Origin of the sequence: Quisquiliibacterium transsilvanicum, from assembly GCF_014202215.1 — a bacterium.
GTDB classification, from domain to species: domain Bacteria; phylum Pseudomonadota; class Gammaproteobacteria; order Burkholderiales; family Burkholderiaceae_E; genus Quisquiliibacterium; species Quisquiliibacterium transsilvanicum.
In genome coordinates, this window is record NZ_JACHGB010000011.1 from 1 (window position 1) to 16,240 (window position 16,240).

Sequence of the window (16,240 nt, forward strand, 5' to 3'; positions counted from 1 at the left end):
ATTGAAAATCCGCGTGTCGGTGGTTCGATTCCGCCCTTGGCCACCATAAAAATCAACGGCTTGCATGTGTTCGCGCACTGCAGGCCGTTGTTCTTTGTGTAGTTCCTGTGTAATCGCGCCGGCAATAGTTGCCGGTATTGCCCGATGACCTCACCCTTAGCGGGAAGCAAGTGAAGATCGGAGACAAGATCCCGTTGCACTGCGAGAGGTGCAAGAAGAGCACCGAGCATGCTGTGCTCTACATCGATCAGCGCGATGAAACGCAGAGCGACGAATCTGGTCAGTGGCTCCTAGAGCACACGCTAACGCGTGGGTTCACGGAATGTGTCGTGTGCTCCTGGCCGAAGGTGCGGATCCACGTCTTCACGCTTCCAACCGAGCAAGAGTCGTACCGCTCGATACCACGCGAACCAGAACGCCCGGTTCCCGCTTGGGCGAAACGCCTGCCAACGGACGTTCAGCAACTCTTGCTTGAGGTGTATGGCGCCTTTACGGACAAGCGCTATTGGTTGGTGGTGATGGGATGCCGAACGCTAGTTGACATGTTCGCGCTCGAGCGGATAGGGGATGTCGGTGGTTTCGCTCAAAAGCTTGAGAAACTCCAGAACGAGGGGTACCTGTCCAGCCATGACAAGCTTCTCATAAAGCAGGCGGTCGAAGTCGGGCATGGCGCAACACATCGCCGAGAGGCACCCAGTGAGCGTGAGTGCCTTGCCGTGCTCGAGATCACGGAGCACCTGATTCACAAGTTAGCGTTGGCCAGTCATGCTGAGACGCTCAACCTGGCCGCGGCGACCAAGGCCAAGACGGCGAGCCGGAAGCCCCCCCGGTAACGGACTGCCCGAGCCGTTCCGGTGCTCGTCGGTACAGCCCAGAGCCCTCGTTCGAGGACTTCGAGCCCCTCAAGAGGCCACTTTCAATCGGGCCTGCAGTTTATCCATGGCGGCCTGGATATGCGCCCCGTTTTGGTGTGAGTAACGCTCCACCATCGCCAGCGTCTTGTGCCCACTGATCCGCTTCACGGTAGGCAAGTCCACGCCCGCCTGAACAAGATGGGTGATCGCGGTATGGCGCAGCGTATGTCGAAGGATCTTATCCGGATCCAGGCCAGCCGCGGCGACGACGCGGCGGAAAGGCTTGCGCACGTCAACTGTGTGCCCGCCCTTTGCACCCGGCGAGGGGAATAGCCAGGGATTGCCTGGCTGCAACGCAGCCGCGTAGGACGCCAAGAACCGGGTCAAGTGCTCGGTGATGGGCTGCTCGCGTGCACCAGCCTTCGCCTTGGGGAGGTAGATCACTCGGCGTTGAAGGTCGATGTTCTCTCGACGGATCGAAAGGATCTCGCTTCGGCGCATCGCGGTCTCGAGCCCGATGACGATGAACGGATAGATCTGCGCATTGGCGTCGGTCTTGGCACATTCTACGAGCCGGGCGATCTGATCAACCGTCAGGTAAGTGATTCGGCCCTGCCCTTCGGAAAACCTGTTGATCCTGGCCGGCCGACGATCGATCCACCCCCATTCAACCGCCTTGTTGAACAGATGCGACAGCACGGCCAGTTCGCGATTGATCGTGCTCGGCTTCACTGTAGTGATCTTGTCGGTGGCTCGGACGACCGCCTTGCCGCGAGGCCGAACCGACACGACCTCCTTCTGACGCAGGTGCTTGTACCGCTCGACGTCAAAGCCGCTGATCTTGCTCAAGGGGTAGTCACCGAAGAACGGCACCAAGTGAAGATCAAGCCGCTGGCGCTTCATCTTCAAGTCCTTGCCACCTTCAGTGGTCAGGCGATCGAGATATCTAGCGGCCGCCTCCCGCATGGAAAGCGCGATCTTGCGACCCTTCGGCAGCGCGAGCCGGTCATGCTTGGCATCACTGCGCACCTTCTCAATGAACGCCTCGGCCTGCGATCGCGTGGTGCCGTCAGACTCACGGCCGACCACTCGATGAATCCGCTGGCCGTCGACCATGATGTTGACGGTGAAGACCCCGTCGCCACTCCGAGACCTCTCAAAGGTGATCCCATGCTCGTGGATCTTCTCGCCCGTCGCGAGCTTTCGCATTGCGGGGCGAGTCAACCTGGCAAACGTCTTGGCCATACCCCGCCCCTTCAGAATGGAATGTCATCGTCAGCGTCGACGGAATCGACCTTGAGGTGAGGCCTCGACGTCGAACGTTCATGCGATGAGGTTGGATCGGTTCTAGGCCAAGTCGGCAACGACTCATGCCCGACCCCGGTATCAGCGACGCGACAGAACGTCGCCCAATGCTCACGCAGTCTCTCGAAGACGAGCGAGTCCTCATCGACGGTCCATGTCCACTCCCTTGGCTGCCCCCTACGGTATGCCCCCCGCCAAAGGAAACCATTCTCGCGAATGAGCTTCCACCGCACCTGCTCCTCGTGACTCAGCAGGTGTGGGTAGCGCAGCGCGAGCTTGGCAAACCTGTCCGCGTCATCCACGTCCCAGAGAAATTCAGCCTCGTCATCGATCGTCGGCCCGCCGCTCGGATCCGAGGGGTCCGACTTGAGCACGTTGTCTGAGAGGCTCTTGACGATGGCCCACTCGATGTAGCTGGAAAGCGTCCTCCGGTGCAGTCGAGCCGCCAGTTCAGCCAGATACCTCAGCTTTGGGTCAAGCCGCACCGTCACCGTTTCCGACCGCGAGAGCTTCCCGCCACCCCCCTTGCGGGCTTCTTGATCCGTCATTGCCGTGTCCTTTGCGTCAGAAGTTCTAGGGTCTTCCCCAAGATTCTACGACCACATGTGTTCTCTTGCAATACGTCTTTTTCTTTGTGATACTTGTATTGTCTGTAAGCACATGTATTGATCCTTGGAGGGCTGCATGCCTGGAACTATCAGGACGGCTGACGTGGTTGTTCTCCCCGATGGACGCATGGACCCGAAGAACGCCTCGGTCTACTGCGGGTTGAGCGTCAAAACTCTGGCGATGAAGCGCTGCAACGGGACCGGGCCGAAGTTCGTGAAACTCGGCCGCGTCTTCTACTACCGCGATGACTTGGACGAGTGGCTTCAGCGGAGCCGTGTCGTCAGCACGGCGCAGGCGCAGCAAGCGGCCGCGGCGGAGTGATCGGCCCATGGGTAACGCGGCCGATGACTTCCAAACGGTGATCTTGGCGGCACTCGGCGGCCGCGGCCCCCGGCAAATCGAACGCGGCCGCTTGCAGCGTTTCAGCACATCTAGCCGTGCTCATGACAAAGCCGGCTGGTGCTACTTGTTTGAGGACGGTCTGGCCGGTGTCTTCGGTGACTTCCGAAGCGGCATGTCGAAGGTGTGGACCGCGCGCCGGCGCGACCTGATGACGCCAGCCGAACGCAACGAACTGACCCGGCGGCTGGAGCAGGTAGCGGCGCAGCGTGTCGCGGAGAAACGCCAGCGGCGAGAAGTCAACGCCCGGCGCAACGCGGCGCTGTGGGCGAAGACGGTGCCGGTGTCGCAAGGCGACCCGGTGTCGCTGTACCTGCGGCGGCGCGGGCTGGTCGGGCCGGTGCCCGAGCACCTGCGACTGCACCCGCGCCTGACTTACTGGGACGGCGGCGACCGTGGCACCTGGCCGGCCATGGTCGCGCCGCTGGTGGCGCCCGATGGGCGCGTGCTGGCGCTGCACCGCACCTATCTGACGACGGACGGCTGCAAGGCCCCGGTGCCCACCGTCAAGAAACTGACCGGCGCAGCCGGGCCGCTGGCCGGCGCCTGCATCCCCCTGCACGACGCGCAGCAGGGCGTCATCGGTATCGCCGAGGGGATCGAAACCGCCCAGGCCGCGCACTTGGCGTCAGGCTTGCCCACCGTGGCCGCCTACTGCGCGGGCAACTTGGCCGCCTACACCTGGCCGGCTGGCGTCAGGCGCATCGTGGTGTTCGCTGACGCCGATCAGGCCGGCGCCGCAGCAGCCCAGAGCCTGAAGGCGCGCGCCCTGCGCGCGGGTCTGAGCGTGGCTCTGATGACGCCCAGAACCCCGGGCGCAGATTGGTGCGACGTGTGGGCACAGCGTGGCGCCGCGATCGTCGCGGCATCGGAGGTCGCAGCATGAATGCGCCGCTGAACGACTTGGCGATGATCCAGGCGGCAGCCGACCCCGAGTTCTTGGACGCGGTGCAGGAGCGGGACGCCGAGGAGATCTCTGCCGCCGCCAACGCGGTGGCGGTGAGGGCCGAAGCCGGTGACGTTGGCGCGCCATTCGAGCCGGCAGCGCTGAACGCCCTGCGCGACCTGCGGACGCGAGACTTTGCAGGATGGGTGCGGCTGCGCGACCGCCTGAAGCGCGCGGGGGTTGGCGTCACCGAGTTGGACAAGCAACTGCGACACGGTGACGGCGCACCGCCAGACGACGACGAATCCGTCGCGGACAAGCTGATCGCCCTGGCGCGCAGTCAGTGCCGGTTCCTGCACGACGCGCAGCGCGAGCCCTATGCCGTGTTCGAGGCGGCCGGCGCGCGTCAGGTGCATGGCGTGCTGTCCCAAGGCTTCAGCGACTACCTGAGCCACGCCTACTACACCCAGCACGACCGCGCGCCGACTGAAACGTCGCTGAAGGTGGCGCTGGCGACGCTGCGCGGGCAGGCGCAGTTCGAGGGCGAGGCCGGCGAGGTGTTCACCCGCATCGCAAAGACCGAGACAGGCTACTGGCTAGACCTGTGCAACGACGCCTGGCAGTGCGTGCAGGTGACGGCGACGGGCTGGACCGTGGTGGCGGGCGACGGCGCGCCGCTGTTCACCCGCAGTGCATCCATGCGGCCGCTGCCGGTGCCCGAACGCGGCGGCACGCTGGATGCGCTGTGGCCGCTGGTGAACATCCCCGAGGCCGACCGCCTGCTGGTGCTGGCCTGGATGCTGGAGTGCCTGCGCGCCGACACTCCGCATGTCGTGCTGGAACTGGTGGGCGAGCAGGGCAGCGCCAAGAGTTCCACCCAGCGCGCGTTGCGGCGCCTGATCGACCCGAATCAGGCCGACCTGCGGGCCGCGCCGAAGTCCGTGGAAGACGTGTGGATCGCAGCACGCAACAGTCACTTGGTGAGCCTTGAGAATCTGAGCCACCTCCAGCCGCAGTATCAGGATGCGCTCTGCGTCCTGGCGACCGGCGGCGGCTACTCGGCGCGCACACTGTTCACCAACGCCGAGGAAACGATCCTCGAACTGCGCAAGCCTATCGTTCTGAACGGCATCAGCGTGATCGTAACGGCTCAGGACCTCTTGGATCGCTGCCTGCATATTGACCTGCCCGCAATCCAGAGCCGCGAGTTGGCTGGCGACATCGAGGCGCGATTTGAGGCTGCGCAGCCGGCGCTTCTGGGCGCGCTTCTAGACCTGTTCGTCAAGGTGCTGGCGACGCTGCCCAGCGTCGCGATTCCGCCGAAAGACCGGCCGCGCATGGCCGATTTCGCGGCGCTGGGTGAAGCGGTATTCCGGGTTCACGGCAAGCCCCCCAGGGCGTTCCTGAGCCGCTACAACGACATGCGCAAGGACGGCGTGTTGCGGACCATTGACGCGTCACCGGTAGGCGCAGCGCTGGCCGCGTACCTGACCAATGTGCCCAGCGGCTTCGACGGCACGCTGTCCGAACTGCTCGACCGTCTGAATCCTCACCGGCCGCACGGCGAAGCCTGGCCGCGATCGCCGAAGGGGCTGGGCGACGCGCTTCGACGGCTGGCACCCGCCCTGCGGCTGATCGGATTCGATTGCAAGAGCCTGCCCAAGACTGGCGGCGTGATCCGGTGGCACATTTCTCCCGAGCCCCAGGCGGCTGAACCATGTCCTGAAAGTCCTGCATGTCCTGCCGGCCCGGCGCCGACCCCGCCAGAGCCTGCAGGATTGGACGCGGCAGCAGGACATGCAGGACATGCAGGACTTGGTGTCGGGAGCCAAGCCTACGGGGAAAGTATGCCGTCGTCTCATGACGACGACGCGGCGGACGACGGCGAGATCTTCTAATGGGCGCCCCCGATCTGCTGGACGAACTGCGCGGCGCCGGCCTGGTGCTGACTCTGACAGCGCACGGCGGGCTGCACGTCGCGCCGCGCCGGACACTGACAGACGAGCACCGAGCCGCGATCCGGGAGGCACGCGATGCACTGGTACAGGCTCTCCAGGCCGAGTCAGCAGCGCCGGCTTGGCCAATACCGGCCGATCTGGCGGCGCTGCTCGATGCCTCGGAGAGAATCGGCTTATACGGCGCCGAGGACAGGCCCGCCGTGCCGGCGATGCTCGCGGTCGACCCCGAGGGTACGCGCGGGCTGATCGAGGACATGCACTCGCGCATCGGGCGCTGTCCGCGTTGCCGGCACTTTCGCCGACCGGGGCTGTCCGCCGGCTACTGCACAGGACGCGCGGACCTGACGCTGGCCTATGGGCTACTGCGGGAACTGCCCGAGGACGGCGGTGCGCGGTGTGACCACTTTGCGCCGACGCTGGCATGAGCCGAACTGATCGATTCGAGGTGAGACATGGGACGTAGGAAGCAAGCCCCCGAACTGATTCGGGGCAACGCGGCACACCGCCGCACGGAGGGCGACTACATGGGCGTGCTCCTGGGCGCGGTGACGCTGGACGACTGGCGCGACGTCGTCAACAACGCCAAAGCGGCCGCGAAGACCGGCGACGCGCAGGCGCGTGCCTGGCTGGCGCAGTACCTGATGGGCCGCCCTGAGGGCAAGGCACCCACCCCGCTCACTGTAGTCGTGCAGCAACTCAACGGTGCCGATCCGCTGGTGGAACGTCTGGCGCAGCCCGTGATCCACCGCGAAAGGTACCCCGGCCTTCACTCGGACGACGGCTGGGAGACCCAGATTCGGGCTCTCGTGGCCGCCGAACTGGCAAGCAAGGTGAAAGCAGCCGAAACCATCGAGAATCCAGAAGCGGCGCGCTTCTCAGAAGAATCGAGCGGCTGACCTGCTGCTGAACTTCGCTGATGATTTCGGAGAATCTTTGAGGGGTGGCATATGGGTGGCTTCGGCAGCGGCCGGCGATCCGGGAAGGACTGCACCGACAGCATGCGAGCACTGGACGTGCGCAAGCTACAACGGCAGCGACTGCTGACGCCTAGCAACTCGCTGACGTGGAGTTGGTCGATCAACGACGAGACGATTGGGACGATCAACCTGCTGGTGGGCGCCGACCGGGTAACCCTAAGATACCGGCAGCGTGAGCGCGGCGGCGAGTGGCGGCCGATGGACTACGCGGTTCGGCTGGCTTGGACCGCGTGCCACTTCGGCGGCCGACGGGCGTGGTGGCTGTGTCCCGCTGCGGGCTGTGGCCGGCGCGCAGCCGTGCTATTCGGCGGCGCGGTATTCGCGTGTCGACAATGCCACCGGCTTTCCTACCGCTGCCAGCGCGAAGCCGAGGAGGACAGGGCCGCGCGCAGGGCCGAGAAGTTGCGCGCGAGGCTGGGATGGGAGCCCGGCATCCTGAACGGCAACGGCGGTAAGCCAAAGGGTATGCACTGGCGCACGTTCGAGGGGCTGAAAGCAACGCACAACGCGAACGCTCACCATTCATTGGCGTTGGCCGCTGCACGCCTTGGCCTGCTCACGCAATGCGATCTCAGCTAAAAATCGGCCGGGACAGCCTAACGCGTCACATCACGAACCACATCGCCCAGGGCAGGGCTACATCCAACCGCCCCCCGCCGAGGCAAACTACCATCCCTAGATCGAGGGGCGACTAGCCGCGGGCACTGGCACTCAGCCCAATGACCTTCGCGAAACGTGGGGCTGTTCAACGCGTTGCTACGTATGGCCGCTCAGCGGGTCAGGCGCCTGCGCACGGCCCCGAAGACTTGCAGCATTCCCAGCAGCAGCCTCTCCGCCCGGCCCAAGCCCTCAATACGCCCGTCGGGGTGGATCCGGACCCTCCTCCCATCCGAGTAGACGAGCAGCACCGTCCCATCGGGTTCGCGGTGGATCGCCGGGGCGACATCTGCGCGCATCCCGTAACGGTGCCCCGGACCGACCGCCGCCGTCGATAGGCCGCATGGCCGACTTGCACCCGCCGTGATTGATGTTTCACGCCGGGCACCTCGGGCTCGCCTGGTGCGCCCACCCTTGGGCTATCCTCGGTCGGAGTCCAATTCACCCAGAACACGAACCATGGATCAGCCCGCACGACCCGCCCTCAAGTGGTCCGCCGCCGCCTCGAATACTTGCGCCAGGCCCGGTGCCGACCATCACAGCCGGGTCACGCCATGAACCAGGACCTCAAGAAGACCCTCTGGGCCGCCGCCGACAAGCTGCGATCCAGCATGGACGCCGCCGAGTACAAGCACATCGTGCTCGGCCTGATCTTCCTGAAGTACATTTCCGACGCGTTCGACGAGCGCCGTGCGCAACTGCAGGCCGCGTTTGCCGACGAAGCCAGCGACCTGTACCTCCCCGACGCCGCCGACCACACTGAGGCGCTCGAGGAGCGCGACTACTACACGATGGCCAACGTGTTCTGGGTGCCCGCGCCGGCCCGCTGGGAGGCCCTGCGCGCCCAGGCCAAGCAGGCCGACATCGGTGTGCGGATCGACGCCGCGCTCGAGGCCATCGAGGCGGACAACCCGCGCCTGAAGGGCATCCTCGATAAGCGCTTCGGCCGCAGCCAACTCGAGCCGGGCAAGCTCGGCGAGCTCGTGGACCTGATTTCCACCATCGGCTTCGGCGAAGGCCACCGGGCCAAGGACCTGCTCGGCGAGGTGTACGAATACTTCCTCGGCCAGTTTGCCAGCGCCGAGGGCAAGAAGGGCGGGCAGTTCTATACGCCAGCCTCGGTGGTGAAGGTGCTGGTGGAGGTGCTGGCGCCCCATCAGGGACGCGTCTACGACCCTTGCTGCGGCTCGGGCGGCATGTTCGTGCAGAGCGAGAAGTTCATCGAGGCCCACGGCGGCCGCGCTGAGGACATCAGCATCTACGGCCAGGAGGCCAACCCCACCACCTGGCGCCTGGTGGCGATGAACCTGGCCATCCGCGGCTTTGCGGCAGACCTGGGGAAGGAGCCGGCCGATACCTTCCACCGCGACCAGCACCCGGATCTGCGCGCCGACTACGTGCTTGCCAACCCGCCGTTCAACATCAGCGACTGGGGCGGCGAGCGGCTGGCCGACGACAAGCGCTGGGGCTTCGGCGCACCGCCGGCGGGCAACGCCAACTACGCCTGGCTGCAGCACATCCTGCACCACCTGAGTCCGCGCGGGCAGGCGGGCGTGGTGCTAGCCAACGGGTCGATGTCGTCGAACCAGAGCAACGAGGGCGTGATCCGCCGGGCGATGGTGGAGGCCGACGTCGTGGACGTGATGGTGGCGCTGCCGCCGCAGTTGTTCTTCAACACACAGATCCCGGCCTGCCTGTGGTTCCTTGCCAAGGACAAGAGCGGCGCGGCTGGGCCGGGAGGCAAGCGCGGCTGCGACCGGCGTGGCGAGGTGCTGTTCATCGACGCGCGCAAGCTGGGTCGGATGAACACGCGGGTGACGCGGGTGTTCGACGACGAGGACGTGGCGCGCATCGCAAGCACGGTGCATCGCTGGCGGGCCGATGGGGAGGAAGGCGCGCACGATCCCTATGCCGACGTGCCGGGCTTCTGTCGGGCGGTGAAGCAGGCGGAGATCGCCGATCACGGCTATGTGCTGACGCCGGGGCGTTACGTGGGGGCGGAGGCCACCGAGGACGACGACGAGGCGTTCAACGAGAGGATGGAGAGGCTGACTGCCCAGCTTGCCGAGCAGATGGCGAAGGGGGTGGAGTTGGATGCGATGATTCGGGAGAAGCTGGGGGCGCTGGGATATGCCGTCTAGCGACTTCGACTCCGTACGCTTTGGCGACCTCCTAGCCGAGCCGCTGCGAAATGGCGTCTACAAATCGAAGGATCATCACGGTCGCGGGGTCAAGATCGTAAACATGGGGGAACTCTTTGGCCACCCGCGTCTTCGGGACGTGCCGATGAAACGACTTGTTCTGTCTGAATCGGAAATCCGCAAGTCGAGCCTTCGCCAAGGGGACCTCCTATTCGCCCGTCGTTCGCTTGTGGCTGAAGGCGCCGGTAGATGCAGCGTCGTCAAGCAGTTGTCTGAGCCGACCACGTTCGAGAGTTCAATCATTCGCGCCCGACCCGACCCGCGGAAGGCGGATAGCGACTACCTCTACTACTACTTCGCGTCGCCGCAAGGCCGTGAGTTGATGAGGACCATCCTGAGACAGGTGGCAGTCTCAGGGATCGCAGGCAGCGACTTGGCCGAGCTTCGCATACCGTTGCCTCCCATCGTCGCCCAGCGGGCCTGCTCGGCATTCCTCGCGCTACTCGATGACCGCCTCGACCTCCTCCGCCAAACCAACGCCACGCTCGAATCGATCGCCGAAGCTCTGTTCAAGAGTTGGTTCATCGACTTCGACCCGGTGCGCGCCAAGGCAGAGGGGCGCGAGCCAGAGGGCATGGATGCGGAGACGGCGGCGCTGTTTCCGGAGGGATTCGAGGAATCGGAGTTGGGGTTGATTCCGAGGGGGTGGCGATGGGGAAGTCTGAGCACTTTTGCCGACCTCAACGCGCGTTCATGGACCGCACGCCGAGCCCCTAGTGAAGTTGCGTACATCGACCTTGCCGGCGTGAAGGCCAATTTGTTCGATCCGCCGCAACACTACACATTTCTCGAGGCGCCAAGTCGTGCTCGCCGCGAGCTTAGGGTAGGAGACACGCTCGTCGGCACGGTTCGGCCCGGAAACCGCTCGTTCGGGTTCATCGCCCAGGCAGAACAAGGTTTGACTGGGAGCACCGGGTTCGCAGTGCTGTCTCCGCGGAATCCTGAGGCGGCTGCCTTCACGTACCTCTGCGCGACGCGCGACGCGAATATCGAACGCCTCGCGGCGCTGGCGGACGGCGGCGCATACCCGGCGGTTCGTCCCGACCTGGTTCAACAGACGGAGTGCGTAGTGCCTACCGCGGCTGTGCTGGCCGTGTTCGCTTCGCTTGCTCAGCCGCTGCTTAACGCAGTCGCAGCGAACGCGGCGCGGGCAGTGTCCCTTGGCGAAGTCCGAGACGCACTGCTGCCTCGACTTGTCTCCGGAAGGCTACGTCTTGCAGACATGGCCGAGGCACACGAGGCCGCGGCTGCATGAGCGAGCCGACGCCCCAGGCGACCTATAACGCCAACCTCGCAACGCTGGCGAGCATTCAGAAGTCGGCTGAGGAGAAGTACGACGCGATTCTCACAACCCTCGGCAGTGCGTTCCTCGCGATGTCCCTCTCCTACGTCAAGGACGTCGTGCCGCTAGAGGGAAGCATGGCGTTGTGGATGCTTTATGCATCTTGGGTTGGCTTTGCCGTGACCATAATTTCGACCGTACTGTCGCTCGGCTTCGGCCCCAAGGCCGTGGCGTGGCACGTCAGCAAACTGAAGCCTGACGAGTATCCCCCTGCAGGGCTTGAGGAACAGAATCCTTGGAATAGGCGTATCGCCAAGTTGAACATTGCCTCCGGCGCATCGTTCATCATCGCGGTGGTGTTTACGGTCGTTTTCGTTCTCATCAACACTGTCCAATTGAGGTCGGCCATGGAGAAACGTATCCCGCAACAGGGCGAGGTGAGTAAGAGGGGGTTGACCATACCCGCGATGCAAACGGGCGAGCAGAAGCCCGCAGAGTCGCCGGCAAGCGGCAGTAGTGAAGCGCCAGCGCCTGCTCCCCCGCAACCAAGTGCCAATGGTTCGAAATAGGTTCGCGGCACCTCGGGAAGACACCAACGTGGGACTGCTGAGCGAGGACGACGTCGAACGCGCCATGCTCGAGTGGCTGGCCAGCCTCGGCTGGGCTACTGCGCACGGCCCCGATATCTCCCCGCCCGATGCCCGGACCCCGGGCACCGAGCGCGATACCTACCGCGACGTAGCCTTTGCCAGCCGGCTTCGGGACGCAATCGCCCGGCTGAACCCCCACATCCCGCCTGCCGCCCGAGACGACGCACTGCGCCAGGTGCTCACCCCAAATGTGCCAGGCTTCGTCAACGCCAACCGGCAGGTGCACCGCTGGCTGGTCGACGGCGTGCCGGTGCAGTACCAGAAGGACGGCGAAACCCGCGGCGACCGCGTCCGGCTGCTGGACTTCGCCGAACCGGCCGCCAACGACTGGCTCGCGGTCAACCAGGTCAGTGTGCAGGGGCCGAAGCTGACCCGACGACCCGACGTGGTGCTGTTCGTCAACGGGCTGCCGATCGTGGTCGTGGAGTTGAAGAACCCCGGTGACGAGGACGCCGACATCTGGGCCGCCTGGAATCAACTTCAGGCCTACCAGCAGGACATCCCGGACCTGTTCCACTACAACGCCCTGCAGGTCATCAGCGACGGCATCCAGGCCCGAATGGGGTCGATCACCAGCGACCGTGAGCGCTTCATGGCCTGGCGCACCATCGATGGCGTGACCACCGACCCCCTGGGGCCGATGCGCGAGCTCGAGACGATGGTCCTGGGGCTCTTCCAGCCCAACCTGCTGCTCGAGTACCTGCGCCACTTCGTGCTCTTCGAGGATGACGGCAGGCTCGTCAAGAAGGTGGCCGGCTACCACCAGTTCCATGCGGTGCGAGCCGTCGTGGACAGCGTGCTCGAGGCCTCGGCGCCCGGCGGCTCGCGCAAAGGGGGCGTGGTCTGGCATACCCAGGGCGCCGGCAAGAGTATCGAAATGACCTGCCTGGCTGGCGCCCTCATGGCCCACCCTCGCATGGGCAACCCCACGCTGCTGATCGTCACCGATCGCAACGACCTGGACAACCAACTCTTCGGGGTGTTTGCGGCCGCCAGCGAAATGCTACGCGAGACGCCCGTGCAGGCCGACACCCGGCCCGAACTGCGCCGGCTGCTGGCCAACCGCCCTTCGGGCGGCATCGTCTTCACCACGATCCAGAAGTTCACCCCCGGAGAGGACGAGGACGCCTTCCCGGTGCTGTCGGACCGCCGGAACATCGTCGTGATCTGCGACGAGGCGCACCGCAGCCAGTATGGATTCGAGGCTCGGCTGGTTGGCGACCAGGGCAAGACGCCCTCGACGGCTGCCAATGACACCACGCTGCTTTTGGCGGCCCAAGGCAAGGCAACACCACCGCGGGGCACGGGGTCGAGCAGCGTGCGCTACGGCTACGCGCAGCACCTGCGTGACGCGCTGCCTGGCGCCACCTTCGTGGCCTTCACCGGCACCCCGGTGAGTCTGGACGACCGTGACACGCGGGCCGTCTTCGGCGACTACGTGCACATCTATGACATCGAACAGGCGGTGCGCGACGGCGCCACGGTGCCGATCTACTACGAGAGCCGCCTGGCCAAGCTGGAACTGAAAGAGGGTGACGTCACCGCGCTCGACGACGAGGTCGACGAACTCACCGAGGACGAGGAAGGGGATGCCGCCAAGGTCGCCAGGCTGCGCCGCTGGGCCGCGCTGGAGCAACTGGTGGGCGCACCCCCTCGCATCCAGAAGGTGGCCGCCGACATCGTCGATCACTTCGAGAGCCGGCTGGCGGTGCTCGACGGCAAGGCGATGGTCGTGGCGATGAGCCGCGAGATCTGCGTGCACCTGTACAACGCGATCGTCGCGCTGCGGCCGGACTGGCATAGCGACGACCCCACACAGGGTGCCGTCAAGGTGGTGATGACGGGGTCCGCCTCCGACAAGGGGCTGCTCAAACCCCACATCTACCCAAAGGAGGTCCGCAAGCGCCTGGAGACCCGCTTCAAGGACCCGTCAGACCCCTTCAAGCTCGTGATCGTGCGTGACATGTGGCTGACCGGATTCGATGCCCCCTGCCTGCACACGATGTACGTGGACAAGCCGATGCGCGGCCACAACCTGATGCAGGCCATCGCACGCGTGAACCGGGTCTTCAAGGACAAGCCGGGCGGCCTGGTGGTGGACTACATCGGCGTCGCCAACGAGCTCAAGGCGGCGCTGGCCGACTACACCCAGGCCAAGGGCCGCGGCAAGCCCACCATCGACGCCCACGAGGCGCTCGCCGTGCTGCAGGAGCAGATGGATGTCCTGCACCACATGCTGCACGGCGTGGACTACGAGGACTTCCGCAATCGGGCCTGGCAACTCCTGCCCGCCGTGGCCAACCATGTTCTGGGCTTGGACGACGGCAAGAAGCGCTTCGCCGACGCGGTGCTGGCCGCGAGCAAGGCGTTCGCGCTCTGCTGCACCTTGGACGAGGCACTGACCTGCCGTGACGAACTGGCCTTCCTGCAGGCGGTCAAGGCCGCGCTGACCAAGCACGGCGGCACGGACAAGAAATTGACCGACGAGCAGAAGGAGCATGCCCTGCGCCAGATCATCAGCCGCGCGGTGGTCAGCGACGAGGTGATCGACATCTTCTCTGCGGCCGGCCTCAAGCGCCCGGACATCGGCGTGCTCTCCGAGGAGTTCCTCGAGGACGTGCGGCACATGAAGGAGCGCAACCTCGCCGTAGAGCTCCTCGAGCGGCTCCTGAAGGGCGAGATCAAGTCGCGCTTCAAGACCAACGTGGTCCAGAGCGCCAAGTTCTCCGACCTGCTGCAGGCCAGCCTGACGCGATACCGCAAGCGGGCCATCGAGACGGCCCAGGTCATCGAGGAACTGATCGACATGGCCAAGAAGTTCCAGGAGGCCGCCCTTCGCGGCGAGCGCCTGGGTCTGAACCATGACGAGCTCGCGTTCTACGATGCGCTGGCCTCCAACGAGGCCGCGGTGCGCACGCTGGGCGACGCGACCCTGAAGACGATCGCCGTGGAGCTCACGCAAAGCTTGCGCAAGTCGATCACGGTGGACTGGGCCAAGCGCGAGACGGTGCGTGCCAAGCTGCGGGTGATGGTGAAGACCCTGCTGCGCCGCCACAGGTACCCCCCTGACCGACAGGACGAGGCCACTGATACCGTGCTGCGGCAGGCGGAGACGATTTCGGCGGAGTGGGTCGTAGGGGTCTGAGGCGCGTCCGTCGAATTCGACGAGTCGAGAGGTTCAGTCGGAACGTACTTTGTAGTGGGAGAACCAGATGTTTGTGGTCGCGGAGACTTTCCTCAACCCAGGTGAGCCGTCATCAGCGGACTATCGGCTCCGCCCGATTCCCGGGCAGGCGTTCCCTGTGACGATGCGTGTTCAAGCCTCCCGTGCGCAGCGAATGGCATTCCCCCTTGGGACACGGTTCAGATTGCCGGTCGAACTGGTCGAGACCAAGACTGGGGCTCTGTTCCTGCGCGTCGTCGGACAGCAGACCTGGCAAGTCTGGGACGGTCGACCATGAGCAATGTTGGCGTGATGAGCCGACTCGGATCCGTTGGTTCAAGCGTCTGCCCGGCGTGCAGTGGACATTGAGATTTGGTCACGCCAGATACATGGTCTGATCTTCTCGAGAGTTGGAGCCCCGGGGTTTCCCGGCGCGGCTCACCGGCGCTGTTCGGCACCACCGGACTCGACGCTGATAGCCTTATGACCGACTTTTGGTTCCGCCAGAAATGCACCAGTTGCCAGGGCTGGGTATTGTACTTGCCGCACTGGACTGTTCGCCCCAGGCACTGCGTGCGCTGCCGCGTACGCGCAATATCTGACCTTCATGGTCTCTCCACGCGATACCTGCAAAAAGAAGACGAATTGCAAAAGCGGCTGCACGCCCCTGACGAAAAGCTAGCGTTTGAGCAGCGTGAAGGACTGAGACTCAAGATTAGGACCGCCTTGAGGAAGCGCGCTACCAAGCGGCACTTGCTCGCAGAAACATGCGCTTCAGACAAGGACCTCTCGGGCCTCGCCCTCAGGCTGGACAAGGCGCGGAATCTGCCGAGAAGACGCAGAAGAGGGGGTAAGGGTATGACGCCGAAGACGATGGCGCCGTTCTTCCAGGGAGGCGCGCCCGGACTCGGCAAGAGATCATCGTAGCCAGCCCCAAGCCCTCCGGCAAGGCATCCTGTTGATGTCCCAGCAATGCTGATCACGGGCGCCTCATCAGGCGCTGGGCATGAAGTCACCGGCCGAGGCCTATGCCCTGGCGCCCTGGCGCCTTGGAGCCAGCAGGTTCTCCCGGGTCATCATGGGGCGCCCTGCGGCAATGGTCGGTCGGTGTAGTTCCTGTGTAATTCTGCGTGGACGAGTAGGCAATTTGCCGGATCACGCAGGAACCGCCTCACGTTCGGAATCCGCGTAAAGCATCGCAGAATCAACAACTTGGGAAGTTTCGGGACCGAACGAGAACCCTAGCAGCCGACATTGAAAATCCGCGTGTCGGTGGTTCGATTCCGCCCTTGGCCACCA

13 protein-coding genes are annotated in these 16,240 nt (G+C 64.8%); 11 read left to right on the forward strand and 2 right to left on the reverse strand.

The window, feature by feature from the left end; all coding sequences use genetic code 11:
* The first annotated feature begins 170 nt into the window (after nucleotides 1-170).
* On the forward strand, nucleotides 171-833 hold the full coding sequence (locus tag HNQ70_RS19620; RefSeq protein ID WP_183970783.1) for a DUF4145 domain-containing protein: 663 nt from the start codon (nucleotides 171-173) through the stop codon (nucleotides 831-833).
* Between the two features lie 69 nt (nucleotides 834-902).
* Here HNQ70_RS19620 and HNQ70_RS19625 read toward each other — a convergent pair whose 3' ends face one another.
* On the reverse strand, nucleotides 903-2,099 hold the full coding sequence (locus tag HNQ70_RS19625) for a tyrosine-type recombinase/integrase (protein WP_183970784.1): 1,197 nt from the start codon (nucleotides 2,097-2,099) through the stop codon (nucleotides 903-905).
* 11 nt (nucleotides 2,100-2,110) lie between these two features.
* Nucleotides 2,111-2,707 (reverse strand): hypothetical protein, encoded by a 597-nt coding sequence (locus HNQ70_RS19630; protein WP_183970785.1) that lies wholly within the window; start codon nucleotides 2,705-2,707, stop codon nucleotides 2,111-2,113.
* 187 nt (nucleotides 2,708-2,894) lie between these two features.
* Here HNQ70_RS19630 and HNQ70_RS19635 point away from each other — a divergent pair, with 187 nt between their 5' ends.
* The 10 genes from HNQ70_RS19635 to HNQ70_RS19680 all read left to right on the forward strand — a co-directional run bounded on the left by HNQ70_RS19635 (nucleotide 2,895) and on the right by HNQ70_RS19680 (nucleotide 14,923).
* Nucleotides 2,895-3,089 carry a helix-turn-helix transcriptional regulator gene (locus tag HNQ70_RS19635; RefSeq protein ID WP_183970786.1) on the forward strand — a complete coding sequence of 65 codons (195 nt, stop codon included), beginning with the start codon at nucleotides 2,895-2,897 and terminating at the stop codon, nucleotides 3,087-3,089.
* A gap of 7 nt (nucleotides 3,090-3,096) precedes the next feature.
* Nucleotides 3,097-4,053: a DUF7146 domain-containing protein gene (locus tag HNQ70_RS19640; protein WP_183970787.1), complete on the forward strand. Its 957-nt coding sequence runs from the start codon at nucleotides 3,097-3,099 to the stop codon at nucleotides 4,051-4,053.
* Nucleotides 4,050-5,951, forward strand: coding sequence for a hypothetical protein (locus HNQ70_RS19645; protein ID WP_183970788.1), 1,902 nt, complete (start codon nucleotides 4,050-4,052; stop codon nucleotides 5,949-5,951). Before HNQ70_RS19640 ends, HNQ70_RS19645 begins: the two co-directional genes overlap by 4 nt.
* Nucleotides 5,951-6,436, forward strand: a complete 486-nt coding sequence (locus HNQ70_RS19650; RefSeq protein WP_183970789.1) for a hypothetical protein — start codon at nucleotides 5,951-5,953, stop codon at nucleotides 6,434-6,436. The genes HNQ70_RS19645 and HNQ70_RS19650 overlap by 1 nt, the downstream gene beginning before the upstream one ends.
* Nucleotides 6,437-6,535: 99 nt before the next feature.
* Nucleotides 6,536-6,907 carry a hypothetical protein gene (locus tag HNQ70_RS19655; RefSeq protein WP_183970790.1) on the forward strand — a complete coding sequence of 124 codons (372 nt, stop codon included), beginning with the start codon at nucleotides 6,536-6,538 and terminating at the stop codon, nucleotides 6,905-6,907.
* A gap of 102 nt (nucleotides 6,908-7,009) precedes the next feature.
* Entirely contained in the window at nucleotides 7,010-7,567 is a 558-nt protein-coding gene (locus HNQ70_RS19660) for a hypothetical protein (protein WP_183970791.1), read from the forward strand.
* 632 nt (nucleotides 7,568-8,199) lie between these two features.
* Nucleotides 8,200-9,786: a class I SAM-dependent DNA methyltransferase gene (locus tag HNQ70_RS19665; protein WP_183970792.1), complete on the forward strand. Its 1,587-nt coding sequence runs from the start codon at nucleotides 8,200-8,202 to the stop codon at nucleotides 9,784-9,786.
* A 103-nt stretch (nucleotides 9,787-9,889) separates the two neighbouring features.
* Nucleotides 9,890-11,101 carry a restriction endonuclease subunit S gene (locus HNQ70_RS19670; protein WP_183970793.1) on the forward strand — a complete coding sequence of 404 codons (1,212 nt, stop codon included), beginning with the start codon at nucleotides 9,890-9,892 and terminating at the stop codon, nucleotides 11,099-11,101.
* A complete protein-coding gene (locus HNQ70_RS19675; protein WP_183970794.1) occupies nucleotides 11,098-11,697 on the forward strand; it encodes a hypothetical protein in 600 nt (199 codons plus the stop codon). The genes HNQ70_RS19670 and HNQ70_RS19675 overlap by 4 nt, the downstream gene beginning before the upstream one ends.
* Nucleotides 11,698-11,761: 64 nt before the next feature.
* Nucleotides 11,762-14,923, forward strand: a complete 3,162-nt coding sequence (locus HNQ70_RS19680) for a type I restriction endonuclease subunit R (protein WP_246435202.1) — start codon at nucleotides 11,762-11,764, stop codon at nucleotides 14,921-14,923.
* The last annotated feature ends 1,317 nt before the right edge of the window (nucleotides 14,924-16,240 follow it).